The following is a 12,472-nucleotide window of genomic DNA, read 5'->3' as shown; positions in this document are numbered from 1 at the left end:
TCTTTTTTACTTTTGATACTATAAAAAGCGAAGTCTTTATGCAGAGGCGATAGCTGTAATTTTACTGGAACAGAACGAGGATAACACATGAAAACGCAACGAAAGAAAAAAGCGTTTACACTTACGGAACTGTTGGTGGTCGTGATTGTGATAGGGGTTTTGTCGGCGGTAGTGCTGCCAAAGTTCAGCAAAGTGATTGAGACGCGCAAAACAACAGAAGCCGAAGAGCTGATGGCGGCCGTTCGCACCGAACAGGAAAAGCGCTGTGCATTGGATAAGGATTATATAGCGGACTTGTCGCAATTATCGGATATCATTCCTTCTACCAATACCAAAAACTTTGTATACAGCACCAATGAATCCGGTACGGGTATAGAAGCGCAAAGCAAAGGGAAATACGGCTATACGCTTAAAATGCCGTCGTATAAAGACGGGCGTTTGTGCTGCGAAAATGAAGAAGAATGCCTGAAATTAAATAAAGATTATCCGCTTTGTTCGGATCTGATTGCCCGGGCGGATTATCAAAGCGGCGCAGAATGTGCGGGGGACAATCGCCCTACGGTAGTGCAGTGCGTGGGCCCTTCCACCCAAACCTGCGGCTGCTTGGGCAAAGGTACCCAATCTCGTGTCTGTAATACCACCACGGGCCAGTGGGGTGCGTGGGGGGCTTGCAGCGCGCCGCTGTTTTGTTCCTGCCCGGAGGACGGGAAACCGGCTTCTACCCAAACTTGCAACGGCTGCGGTACGCAGACACGTACCGTTGCGTGTAATACGGCTAATGGAGAGTGGCAACCTTCCGCTTGGGGAACCTGCAGCAAAACCGTGGAGGAATGCACGGAAACGGAAGACGATTGCTGTGCAGACGGCCTTTCTTCCAGCGAATTTACCGCCTGTATTTTGGAACAATACGGGGCCGACTCTACCGAATATATTTGCGCCAGCGGTAAGAATTTAGGCTATATCAAGGAAATAGGATCTATAGCGGGAGCTTCTGCATGCGCGAGCAAATTGGTGGGCTTTGGCTCTTCTTTCCTGCGCGCTGCCAATAACACATGTTCCCCTACCGATACATACTGCCAGCAATTACGGTCGGAGAATATCTCGTGGATTTCCAGCGGATTCAAAAAATATGCCTGCACGGGAGAAAAACCCAATATTTCTTCCGCTCCGACGGTGGATCCCGAACCCGAGCCGGGTCCGGCCAGATTTGCTTGCTGCCGGGTGGAATTAGCCCCTATCATAACGTTTAATAATCATAGCGGATGGGCTTATAGTGACTGTCTGAATGCAGCCGGGAACGAAATGGCCCAATGTCCTGCGCAGGTCGTGCCCGGTGTCAAAATGAACGGTTCGCACGGCGGGTTGAGTTGTACCTATAAATACAGCTGTCCGCATGAGGGATACCAAGTGGGTAGCCACCCCTACCCCGGGTTTGTGCAGACATTAAGATGCGTAAGCTATGGCGAAACTTGTACAGCAGATGAGGTGGTGTGGTTGTAATCCCTCGTAAGAATAATCTGCAACAAACGCCCGGCCGAATGGCCGGGCGTTTTGCTGCAAACGCGGCGCGCATCGGCGTCCGTTTTCCGAGAATATAGGAATTAATCAGAACTGCTTTCAACCTCCTTGCGGCTAAGAATGCCCTGTCAAAAGAGGAAGTCTTTTTCAGTTGGCAGTCGTTTTTCTTTCCGGCGCCGCGGAATGAAGGGGGACTGGTGGCGAAGGTTTGCTTTGCGGGGGGAGAAATTTTGTAAAATATAGTGAAAGATTTACTTTTATATAGGAGACTCTCATGAGCTGTGAAAAATGCACCCCTGAAGTGATGAATATGTGCTGCGTCTGCAAAGGCGCCAAGCACGATCCGGCCCCGATTCCTGAAGAAGGCAAATGGGTCAAAGCCAAACAAATTACCGACATCAGCGGTCTTACCCACGGTGTAGGTTGGTGTGCCCCGCAGCAGGGCGCCTGCAAACTGACGCTTAACGTCAAAAACGGCGTTATTAAAGAAGCGTTGGTGGAAACCCTGGGCTGCTCCGGCATGACGCACTCCGCCGCTATGGCCGCGGAAATTCTGCCCGGCAAAACCATTTTGGAAGCTTTAAACTCCGATCTCGTGTGCGACGCCATCAACACCGCCATGCGCGAACTGTTCCTGCAAATCGTCTACGGACGCACGCAGAGCGCTTTCTCCGACGACGGCTTACCGATTGGCGCCGGCATGGAAGACTTGGGCAAAGGCCACCGCTCTCAGATCGGCACCATGTACGGTACCGAAGCCAAAGGCGCCCGCTACCTGGAAATGGCCGAAGGGTATGTGTTGGAAATCGGTTTGGATAAAAACAACGAAATCATCGGTTATAAATTCGTCAACCTGGGCAAAATGATGGATGCCATTAAGAAAGGCGAAGACCCGAAGGCCGCGTTTGAAAAGAACGTCAGCAAATACGGCCGCTTTGACGAAGCCGTCAAGAAAATTGACCCCCGCAAAGAGTAAGCCCAGGAGAAGATACATATGATTACGTTTGAAGGATACGAAAGAAGAATTGATAAAATTAATTCCGTTTTGAAAGAAAACGGCATTGCTTCTTTGGAAGAAGCCAAAGAAATCTGCACTAAAAAAGGCATTGACGTGGAAAAAATCGTCCGCGGCATTCAGCCCATTGCGTTTGACAACGCCGTCTGGGCCTACACGGTGGGCGCGGCTATCGCCATTAAATCCGGCGTAAAAACCGCGGCCGAAGCGGCCGAAAAAATCGGCGTGGGCTTGCAGAGCTTCTGCATTCCCGGCTCCGTAGCCGATCAACGCGCCGTAGGCCTCGGCCACGGCAACTTGGGCGCGATGCTCTTGTCCGAAAACACCAAATGCTTCTGCTTCTTGGCCGGACACGAAAGCTTCGCCGCGGCCGAAGGCGCCATCGGCATTGCCCGCACGGCCAACAAAGTGCGCAAAACGCCGCTTCGCGTGATTTTAAACGGCTTGGGCAAAGACGCCGCCTACATTATTTCCCGCATCAACGGTTTTACCTCCGTGGAAACGGAATACAACTATAAAACGGGCGAACTCAAAATCGTGAGCGAAAGAGCCTTCTCCGACGGCGACCGCGCCAAAGTAAAATGCTACGGCGCCGACGACGTCAACGAAGGTGTAGCCATTATGCGCCACGAAGGGGTGGACGTGTCCATCACCGGCAACTCCACCAACCCCACCCGCTTTCAGCACCCGGTGGCCGGCACCTATAAAAAATGGGCGACCGAAAACGGGAAGAAATACTTCTCCGTGGCTTCCGGCGGCGGCACCGGCCGCACCCTGCACCCGGACAATATGGCCGCCGGCCCTGCCTCCTACGGTATGACCGACACCATGGGCCGCATGCACAGCGATGCGCAGTTTGCGGGTTCTTCCTCCGTGCCGGCGCACGTGGAAATGATGGGCTTAATCGGTATGGGCAACAACCCGATGGTCGGCGCGACGGTAGCCGTTGCGGTGGCCGTAGCCGAAGCCAACTAATTGCTGTTTTAACGCAAAAAGCCGCTCCGCAAGGGGCGGCTTTTTTATGGAGAAAAAATGAAAAATCCCTAAAAAATAAAACTTTTTAAATGCGTCCCTCTTGAAAAAACGCCGTTTGCGCGTAGGCTAATAGTAGGGCAGGAGGTGGGGTTATGAAAACATTATTTGGCAGATACGGCTGGGCGGTAGCATTACTGACGGTGGCGGGTGCTTTAATGTTATTGGGGTCGGCCCCGGTATCGGCGGAACAGTCCCCGTTTGAACAGCTCCGCCGCCAAATGCCCGCAAAACTGGATTTGTTGCGAGACCGGGTGGACGAGGCCGGCGGGCAAGATTTAAGCTTGGCGCTGTTTTTGGCCGTTCAAAGCGAAGACGCACATACCGTGGGCACGACGGTGCTGGTGTATCAGCAATATCCGCGGGAGCGCAAATTGGCGGTATTGTTGGCGGCGGCGGTAAAATACCATAAAGAAATGAGCCTGATGCAGCGGGTGGAGGATCAATCGCTCAAACAAGCCTTGGCGGAGGCGCCGGCCGAAATGGCGGGCATTAACGGCATGTTCCAAACGGTGCAGGACAGCCTGTCCATGACGCCTGAAGTTTTAAAAGACACCGTGCGCAAGGCCCAAAGCCACAATATGCAGCGCAAAGCGGCCGAAGCCGTTAAACGGACGGTCAAACATAATTTAGGACAACAGAAAAAATAAACCGGCAAGATATTTCAAACAGGCGCCTGATTTCAGGGCGCCTGTTTTTATGGGTTACTTAATAAAAATCCGCCACGCAACCAGCAGGCCAAGCGCCAGCAAAAGCGCAAGGGCGGCCGCGGCAATTTCGGCCGGTTTGGGCTGGGGGGGAATCGTTTCTTTGGGCAGTGCATTCAGTCGCCGCTGCAAGAGCGCGGGAGCCGCACAAAAAACCAAATACCCCGCGGCCCGAGTCGTAACGTCTGTCCCGGCCAGGGTGCCCGCCAGCCCGGCCAGCCACGCCGTGCCCCATACCCACGGCGGCAGCGGCGCTTTGTGGTGCATATATTCGCAGGTGCGGCAGATGATGGCATTTAGGGAGAAGAACGTGCCAAACCCGCCTACGGCGCGCAAAAACGGGCCGTGTTTAAGCGGCTTGGCGCTTAAGCGGCGAAAGCCGTGCAATACCGCCTGCCATTGGCGGTAGAGCCAATAAAACGCAAACAGTCCTCCGCTTAGCAAATTAAGCAAAAACAGCGTTCCGGCGTGGATAAAATAAAACGTGTTGGACAAGCCCTTGCTTTTTAAAAACGTACGTCTGGCCGTGCGTTGGGCTTCGGTTTCATAATCCCATTTTTTGATGCTCAGCGCATAGGCCGCGTACAACGCCGCCAATACCCCCAGCATTTGCAGTAATCTTTCCATACGGCTATTATAATAATTTTTATTTCTGCGGTTGCGGTTTTTTAGCAGAAAGGCTTAAAAAATACTAAAATATATATATCTGCAAAAGTAATTTAGCTAAAGGCGTTTGCCTTTATTATAAAATACCCCGCAGTTGGTTAGAGGGGTATTTTTTTGGAAAGGAATAGGAATCAGACTGTATTATGAACAATACCCGCGAGGACGTACGCAACGTGGCCATTATCGCCCACGTAGACCACGGCAAGACCACCATTGTGGATGCACTTCTTAAATTTGCCGGCGAATTTAAAGTAAAAGAAGATCAAGCGCAAGACACCGTTTTGGACTCCAACCCCTTGGAGCGCGAAAGAGGCATTACCATTTTGGCCAAATGCACCTCTATCGGTTACAAAGGCCATACCATTAACATTGTAGACACGCCCGGCCACGCCGACTTCGGCAGCGAAGTGGAACGCGTGCTGCGCATGGTGGACGGCGCCATTTTGATGGTGGACGCCGTGGAAGGCCCCATGCCGCAAACCCGCTTTGTATTAAGAAAAGCCCTTGCTTTAGGGCTGCGCCCGATTGTGGTTATTAACAAAATGGATCGTGATCACGTGCGCCCCAGCGAAGTGGTGGACGAAGTGTTCAACCTGTTTATGGAACTGGGCGCTACGGACGAACAGTTGGATTTTCCGATTATCTACGCTTCCGGCCGTGCGGGCTGGGCCAGCTTGAAAATGGAAGAAAAAGGCAAAGACATCGCCCCTATTTTGGATACGATTTTGGAACATGTGCCCGCTCCGCAAGCCATGCCCAACGCTCCCCTGCAAATGCAGGTAACGATGCTGGACTATAACAACTTCCTAGGCCATGTAGGCATTGGGCGCATTTTGGCGGGCAGCATTCAAAAGGGCCAGCCGGTTACGTTGATTCATCCGGACGGCACCACCACCAATGCAAAGGCCGTTAAAATTGAACGCTTTTTAGGGTTAGGCAAAGTGGAAGTGGAAAGCGCCACGGCGGGCGATATTGTTTCCATCGCCGGATTGGAGGGGGTAGACGTGGGCGATACCATCTGCCGCCCCGACGCCCTAAAACCCCTGCCGCCCCTGGCCATTGACGCGCCGACGATGTCTATGGATTTTATGGTAAACGACAGTCCGTTCTCGGGGCGTGAAGGCAAGTTCGTAACCAGCCGCCACCTGAAAAACCGCTTGGAAAAAGAAGCCCAAACCAACGTGGGGCTGCGCGTAGAGCAGCTGGAAGGCGAAGGCAAATTTAAGGTATACGGCCGCGGCGAACTGCATTTGACGATTCTGATTGAAAATATGCGCCGGGAAGGCTTTGAGCTGGCGGTTTCTTCGCCGGAAGTAATTTATAAAGAAGAAAACGGGCAGATTTTGGAGCCAATGGAATACCTGATTTTGGATATTAAATCGGAATTTCAGGGCCCGGTGTTTACGATGTTGGGCACGCGGGCGGCGAAGTTGGAGAATATGGTCTCCGAAGGGGAAGACCGCCTGCGGCTGGAGTATTTGATTGCTTCGCGCGCGCTCATCGGGTTTAAAAACGAATTTTTAACCAATACCCGCGGCACGGGGATTATGCACCACAGTTTTAAAGGCTATTATCCCAAAGTAAACCTGCCGGACTTGCGCCGCAACGGGGTGCTGATTGCCAAAGAAGACGGCGAAACGACGCCTTATGCGTTGTTTGCGCTGGAAAATAACGGCGAGCTCTTTTTGGGCCCGGGCGTAAAAGTGTACGCCGGGGAAATTGTAGGCCAGAACTCCCGCTCCAACGACTTGGTGGTAAACCCCTGCAAAGCCAAGCACCTAAGCAATATGCGCAGCAAAGCAAGCGACGAATCTTACGTGCTCACCCCGCCGCGCGTGATGAGTTTGGAACAGGCGGTGGAATACATCGCGCCGGACGAACTGGTGGAAATTACGCCCACTTCGCTGCGCCTGCGCAAAAAGATTCTTTCTCACCTGCTTAGAAAACGCACGGAACGCGCCGCCGAAATGGCCGAGGAAGAAGAAGCCTAAGCTTTTTATTGGCTCATAAGCCGCGGTTTAAGCCGCGGCTTTTTTATGGTTGGAATTGGCTACACGCCAAGATAAATTTTGATAGGATACGGATATGAACCAAAAAGAACGCATGCTGGCGGGCCTGCCATACCGGGCTAGTCAAGACGGCCTGCCGCAGGAACAAATTGAAAATAAACAAAAAATTTACGATTACAACCACTGCCGCCCGAATGAAACGCAAAAGATGAAACAGCTGCTTGGCTCCATGCTGGGCCGCTGCGGGCAAAACGTAACGGTATTGCCCCCGTTTTATTGCGATTACGGCAAACAGATTGAAATGGGCGACAATGTATTTATTAATTATAATTGCGTCATCTTGGACGTCTGCCCCGTGCACATAGGGGATAATACGCTGTTTGGCCCCAATGTGTGCCTGGCGGCGGCGGGGCACCCGCTGCATCCGCTTTCGCGGCGAAGCGGGTATGAATACGGCGCACCCATTTATATTGGAAAAGATGTATGGCTGGGGGCCAATGTGGTGGTGGCGCCCGGCGTGTCGGTGGGGGACGGCAGCGTAATCGGCGCGGGGAGCGTGGTGGTAAAAGACATTCCCGCAGGCGTGCTGGCGGTAGGCAACCCCTGCCGGGTGCTTCGCGCCATTACCGAGGAAGACCGCCCTTTTTATTTTAAAAAGAAACGTTTTGACGTGTCGGACTACTAAAAAACACCGGCTGCGAAGCCGGTGTTTTTTGCTGTTTTTATTTCTGTAAATAAAGGAAGTTAAAAAAGTTGGCTTAGGCCCAATTTGTCTAAAATGCCGTCTAACAGGCCCGGCTCTTTGGTTTTGGCAACGCCCAGCTGCTTGCTCTCGCGGTCTAAGGCGTGGCGGATGAGGGCCAAGGCACCGCAATAGGCGGGGTTATCGGTCGGGCAGTCGGAAATTAAATCGTCAAATACGCCGATGCGTGCTTTGCGTATGCCCAAGGTTTGTTTGGCGGATTTTAATACAATTTTATTGGCGCCCGAGCCGCACAGCACCAGCCGCGCCGGCAAATGTTGCAGGTACGGAAGCGACTGGCAGAGCTCTTTACTGAGGGCGGAGGTTAATTTTTCGGCCGCGTCTTCTATAATCTCGTCGGTAATTTCGTCCGTTCCCGGCTCGTAGCCGCGCAGGGTTTGGCGGGTGGTTTCCAAATCGTTTTGCAATAAGTCGGATGCGGCTTCCAACAGGCGGTCGGTGCCGAAAGGCAGTTCCCAGCCGTCCATCAGCGTGCCTTTGTAGTACAGCAGGCCGGAAGTAAGGTTGGCGCTGATGTCCAGCAGCAGGGCGCCGGCTTGCTTTTCTTCCGTGCTAAGAAGCGTCTCCCCCAGCGCAACCGACGACGGCAACACCTGATATTCCGTACAGTGGCAGGCGTTAAACACTTGGTTTAAATTGTTCAAATGGCTGGACGCCGCAAACGAGAGAAATGTTTCCACCTCTAATAAAGAGCCCGTCATTCCCTGCGGGTTTTTAATGCCAATGTTTCCTTCCACCGAGTAGAACTGGGGCAAAATGTCCACCACTTCCAGGCGGTCGCTCAGGTTTAGCGGCACGGAGGAGCGGGCGGCTTCTTCCATTTCCCTCGGGCCGATGATGCGGTGGCGCGATTCTATGGATTTAAACCCGCTGGAGCGCTTGAAAGACAAAAAATTGCCGCGCAATCCCACCACCACCGCCGGATCAAACGACACATATTCCGACACTTCGGCAAAAACTTTTCCCAGTTCTTCCTGCGCCCCTTGCATATCCCGCACGAACGCGCCCGCAAACGACCGGCACGGCCGGCGCAGCATATGGCGGATGCGCAGGGTGTCGGTTTCGTCGTCCAAGGCGGCCAGGGCGGCGGTAATTTCGCCGCCGTAAAAATCCAGGGATAAAATATCGCGGTTCATACAGGCTCCGTTCTGTATGTTATTTTATCAAATTTAACCGTTTGGCAATTTTGTAGAGGGGCGGCGTTTTTGGCCGGCCGAAAAATTTAAATTTCTCCGTCGGAGGGGCTCGCAAGCGTTTGGCTCATTCCCGTCGGTGCGCGCCGCGCAAATTTGGGGCGCGCGCCGTCTTAATTTAGTAAAATATAATTAGCTATGATAGACATCAAAGACCTTTCCTTCCATTTCGGCCTGCGCACCTTGTTTGAAGATACTTCCGTCATGATTCAAGACGGGCAGAAAGTGGGCCTTGTCGGCCCCAACGGGTGCGGCAAGAGTACGCTTTTTAAGCTGATTGAAGGCAAGTTCTCGCCGGACGGGGGACGCATAGATATCTCCCGCGGCACCAAAATAGCTTCCGTCGCGCAGGACATAGAAGACCCGTCCGTGGCGCTTTTGGATTATGTGCTGGCCAGCGACAAGGAACTTTCCGCCCTGCAAAAGGAACTGCAAGACCCCAATATATCGGGCGAGCGGATGGCGGAAGTGTTTGACCGGCTGGAATTTTTGGGCGCCCACAGCGCCGAAGCCCGCGCCAGCGCCATTTTAAGCGGGCTGGGGTTTGTGAACGAAGATTTCCGCCGCCCGCTTAAAGAATTTTCCGGCGGCTGGCAGGTGCGCGCCAATGTGGCGGCGTGCTTGTATGCGCCGTCGAACTGTTTGCTGTTGGACGAGCCGACCAACCACTTGGACTTGGAAACCGCCATGTGGCTGGAAAACTATCTGGTGCGGTTGGACAAAACCATTTTTATCATCAGCCACGACCGCCATATTTTAAACCGCCTGTGCGACAAAATCATCCACGTGGAAGACGCCCAGCTGAAGCTTTATAACGGCAATTACGATACGTATGAGCGCACCCGCGCCGCCGCCATAGAAGGCGCCCGGCTGGCGGCCGCCAAGCACGAGCGCGTGGTGGCGCATTTGCAGTCGTTTGTAGACCGCTTCCGCTACAAAGCCACCAAGGCCAAGCAGGCCCAAAGCCGCATTAAAATGATTGAAAAACTGGGTGACGCGCCCGCCATTCCCAAAGATCCGGAAGTGCACTTTCAGTTTCCCTCGCCGGAGCGGCTGCAGAATTCGTTGATTACCATCGAAAACGGCGTTGCCGGCTACGACGATAAACCCGTTTTGCAAAATTTAAACCTGCGCATTGAACCCGACGACCGAATCGCCCTCTTGGGCGCCAACGGCAACGGCAAATCCACGCTGGCCAAAATTCTTTCGCACCGGCTGTTATTGATGTCGGGCAAGATGACGATGGCCAAAAAAATGAAAATCGCCTATTTCTCCCAGCACCAAACGGAAGAATTGGACGTGGAAAAAACGCCCTACGAACAGCTTTCCGCCGTGATGCCCTTGGCTACGGAAACGCAGATTCGCGCCCAGCTGGGGGCGTTTGGGTTAAACAAAGCCAAATCCGATACGGAAATAGGCAAATTGTCCGGGGGGGAGAAATCCCGCCTGCTTTTGGCGCTGATTACCAAGGACGCGCCGCATTTGTTGATTTTGGACGAACCCACCAACCATTTGGACATTCAATCCCGCCAAGCCTTGCTGGAGGCGCTGAACGATTACGAGGGCGCCGTCGTGCTGATTACGCATGACTTGCACGTGATTGAATATACCTGTGATACGCTGTGGATCGTCCGCCACGGCACCTGCCAAACGTTTACCGGCGATTTGGAAGACTACAAGGCCCAGCTCTTAAAAAACAACGACCGCAACGACTTGGCCAGCGACAAAATGACCTCCAAAGAAGCCCAGCGCCGTGCCGCCGCCCAACGGCGGGCGCGCGTCGCTCCGCTTAAAAAGGAAATCCGCGCGCTGGACGAAAAAATAGAAAAGCTGACCGCCCGCAAAAAAGCGTTGGAAGAACAACTGACGGCCCAATACTCTGCAGACGGCAGTATTGAGCTGGCCCTGTTAAACGACCAACTCCAAAAAGCCGAAGACGAATGGATGCGGCTGAGTGAAGAATATGAACAAGCCTGCGCCGAATGAACAAATGCCCGATTTTTCCTGCCTGCCCGCGTATTTGCAGCAAGCGCTGGCCCGCCTGGATATTACCGTCCCCACGCCCGTACAGGCGGGGGCGGTTCCGCCTGCTTTGCAGGGGCGCGACGTGTTGGCTACGGCGCAGACCGGCACGGGCAAAACGTTTGCTTTCTTGCTGCCGCTTGCCGTAAAACTGGCCGAAAATCCGCAGGAAAATGCACTTATTTTGTCGCCCACACGGGAGCTTGCGCAGCAGACGCAGGAAGAGCTAAAAAAACTGTTTTCGGAGGCTTTTTCGCTTCCAACGGCTCTTATTATCGGCGGGGACAATATCCATAAACAATATGCCGATTTGCGCGCACACCCGCGCGTGATTATCGCCACGCCCGGCCGGTTAATGGACCATATGGGCCGCAAAAGCGTGGATTTAACAAAGACGCATCTGCTGGTGCTGGACGAAACCGACCGCATGCTGGATATGGGATTTATTGACGATATGCGGCGGATTGTGGCCGCTTTGCCCGCGCCGCGCCAGACGCTGTTGTTTTCGGCCACGCTGCCGGAACAAATCCAAACGCTGGCCCGGGAATTTTTAACCCGTCCGGTGCGGGTGCAAATCGGCTCGGTGGTCAGCCCGGCGGATTTGGTGGTACAGGAAATTGTGCGGGTGGACGTGCGGGAAAAACTGCCGCAGCTGCTGCACGAACTGAATACGAGAAAGGGATCTGTCTTGATTTTTACGCGCACCAAACACGGGGCGGAACGGCTGGCCAAACAGCTTAAATTATACGGCCAAAAAGCCAATGCCCTGCACGGGGATTTGCGCCAAAACCGCCGCCGGCAGGTGCTGGAATTTTTCCGAAACGGCACCGTGCGGATTTTGGTGGCTACCGATGTGGCGGCCCGCGGCATTGACGTGCCGCATATCGCACACGTGATTAATTACGATTTGCCCCAATGCCCGGAAGATTACATCCACCGCATCGGGCGCACCGGCCGCGCGGGAACGGTGGGGGCGGCGCTGTCGCTGATTTCAGATGACGGCGAGAAATGGAAAGAGATTTGCAAAGTAACCCGTTTTTCTATTCCCGTCAAAACCATTCAAAAAACCATTGAACCGCTGCCCGCGCCCAAATTTGTGGCGCAGGAAGAAGGCGCCGCCCACGGCAAGAGCCGCCGCGCGCGGGTTCACCAAACGTCCCGCCCGTCCAAAGCCACCGCACTGGCAAAACAACTTTTGCAAGAAGGCGAAGTGGATTTGCCTCAACGCTCGGCCGCTCTTGCCGACAGCAAAGCACCCTTTCGCCAAGTTCCCAACACACTGCCGGCCAAGCGCGAAGAGACTAAAGCCTTTCCTCTTCGCCCGCAAAAGCCAAAAACCTTTCGCAAAGCGTTAGCCGGTGCCTCGGTGTTGGCGGAAGAGACCACACAAAATCCTTTTCGCACGGTTAAAGTAGGCGCCAGCAAAAAGACGCTTCGGCAAACCGCCCGCCGCAAGACAGAAAACCCGGCTTGGGAAAAATCCAAAACCGGGCATAAAAACGTCAAAAAATTTTCTAAACGCAAACACCGTTAAAAAAGGGCTTTTT

Annotated in this window: 10 protein-coding genes; 8 read left to right on the top strand and 2 right to left on the bottom strand. The window is 53.5% G+C overall.

Annotated features, from left to right (window positions below):
- Window positions 1-87 precede the first annotated feature (87 nt).
- The 4 genes from B5F75_RS03600 (at window position 88) to B5F75_RS03585 (ending at window position 4,215) form a co-directional block, all read left to right on the top strand.
- Window positions 88-1,500 (top strand): prepilin-type N-terminal cleavage/methylation domain-containing protein, encoded by a 1,413-nt coding sequence (locus tag B5F75_RS03600; RefSeq protein WP_087288024.1) that lies wholly within the window; start codon window positions 88-90, stop codon window positions 1,498-1,500.
- Between the two features lie 292 nt (window positions 1,501-1,792).
- Window positions 1,793-2,494: an iron-sulfur cluster assembly scaffold protein gene (locus B5F75_RS03595; RefSeq protein WP_087288022.1), complete on the top strand. Its 702-nt coding sequence runs from the start codon at window positions 1,793-1,795 to the stop codon at window positions 2,492-2,494.
- 18 nt (window positions 2,495-2,512) lie between these two features.
- Entirely contained in the window at window positions 2,513-3,508 is a 996-nt protein-coding gene (locus tag B5F75_RS03590; RefSeq protein ID WP_087288020.1) for a GGGtGRT protein, read from the top strand.
- A gap of 152 nt (window positions 3,509-3,660) precedes the next feature.
- Window positions 3,661-4,215, top strand: coding sequence for a hypothetical protein (locus B5F75_RS03585; RefSeq protein WP_087288018.1), 555 nt, complete (start codon window positions 3,661-3,663; stop codon window positions 4,213-4,215).
- A gap of 54 nt (window positions 4,216-4,269) precedes the next feature.
- Here B5F75_RS03585 and B5F75_RS03580 read toward each other — a convergent pair whose 3' ends face one another.
- Window positions 4,270-4,899, bottom strand: a complete 630-nt coding sequence (locus B5F75_RS03580; protein WP_087288016.1) for a hypothetical protein — start codon at window positions 4,897-4,899, stop codon at window positions 4,270-4,272.
- A gap of 182 nt (window positions 4,900-5,081) precedes the next feature.
- Here B5F75_RS03580 and typA point away from each other — a divergent pair, with 182 nt between their 5' ends.
- Entirely contained in the window at window positions 5,082-6,929 is a 1,848-nt protein-coding gene (gene typA / locus B5F75_RS03575) for a translational GTPase TypA (protein ID WP_087288013.1), read from the top strand.
- Window positions 6,930-7,023: 94 nt separating this feature from the next.
- Entirely contained in the window at window positions 7,024-7,632 is a 609-nt protein-coding gene (locus B5F75_RS03570) for a sugar O-acetyltransferase (protein WP_087288011.1), read from the top strand.
- Window positions 7,633-7,691: 59 nt separating this feature from the next.
- On the opposite strand, the gene B5F75_RS03565 is transcribed toward B5F75_RS03570, so the two are convergent.
- The gene (locus tag B5F75_RS03565; RefSeq protein ID WP_087288009.1) at window positions 7,692-8,846 is read right to left on the bottom strand and encodes a cell division protein FtsA; all 1,155 of its coding nucleotides are present in this window, start codon (window positions 8,844-8,846) and stop codon (window positions 7,692-7,694) included.
- A 195-nt stretch (window positions 8,847-9,041) separates the two neighbouring features.
- Between B5F75_RS03565 and B5F75_RS03560 the strand changes: the two genes are divergently transcribed.
- Both B5F75_RS03560 and B5F75_RS03555 read left to right on the top strand, forming a co-directional pair.
- Entirely contained in the window at window positions 9,042-10,889 is a 1,848-nt protein-coding gene (locus tag B5F75_RS03560; RefSeq protein WP_087288007.1) for an ABC-F family ATP-binding cassette domain-containing protein, read from the top strand.
- Window positions 10,867-12,459 carry a DEAD/DEAH box helicase gene (locus tag B5F75_RS03555; RefSeq protein ID WP_087288006.1) on the top strand — a complete coding sequence of 531 codons (1,593 nt, stop codon included), beginning with the start codon at window positions 10,867-10,869 and terminating at the stop codon, window positions 12,457-12,459. The genes B5F75_RS03560 and B5F75_RS03555 overlap by 23 nt, the downstream gene beginning before the upstream one ends.
- Window positions 12,460-12,472: the final 13 nt, after the last annotated feature.

Origin of the sequence: Elusimicrobium sp. An273 (genome assembly GCF_002159705.1) — a bacterium.
Lineage (GTDB): Bacteria > Elusimicrobiota > Elusimicrobia > Elusimicrobiales > Elusimicrobiaceae > Avelusimicrobium > Avelusimicrobium gallicola.
Note: the sequence above shows the minus strand (reverse complement) of the source record. Positions and strands in the feature narration are given on the sequence as shown.

Coding starts and splice junctions, on each gene's coding strand:
- B5F75_RS03555 (WP_087288006.1), top strand. CDS start 10,867: ATGAACAAGCCTGCGCCGAATGAACAAATGCCCGATTTTTCCTGCCTG.
- B5F75_RS03585 (WP_087288018.1), top strand. CDS start 3,661: ATGAAAACATTATTTGGCAGATACGGCTGGGCGGTAGCATTACTGACG.
- typA (WP_087288013.1), top strand. CDS start 5,082: ATGAACAATACCCGCGAGGACGTACGCAACGTGGCCATTATCGCCCAC.
- B5F75_RS03565 (WP_087288009.1), bottom strand. CDS start 8,846: ATGAACCGCGATATTTTATCCCTGGATTTTTACGGCGGCGAAATTACC.
- B5F75_RS03590 (WP_087288020.1), top strand. CDS start 2,513: ATGATTACGTTTGAAGGATACGAAAGAAGAATTGATAAAATTAATTCC.
- B5F75_RS03580 (WP_087288016.1), bottom strand. CDS start 4,899: ATGGAAAGATTACTGCAAATGCTGGGGGTATTGGCGGCGTTGTACGCG.
- B5F75_RS03560 (WP_087288007.1), top strand. CDS start 9,042: ATGATAGACATCAAAGACCTTTCCTTCCATTTCGGCCTGCGCACCTTG.
- B5F75_RS03600 (WP_087288024.1), top strand. CDS start 88: ATGAAAACGCAACGAAAGAAAAAAGCGTTTACACTTACGGAACTGTTG.
- B5F75_RS03570 (WP_087288011.1), top strand. CDS start 7,024: ATGAACCAAAAAGAACGCATGCTGGCGGGCCTGCCATACCGGGCTAGT.
- B5F75_RS03595 (WP_087288022.1), top strand. CDS start 1,793: ATGAGCTGTGAAAAATGCACCCCTGAAGTGATGAATATGTGCTGCGTC.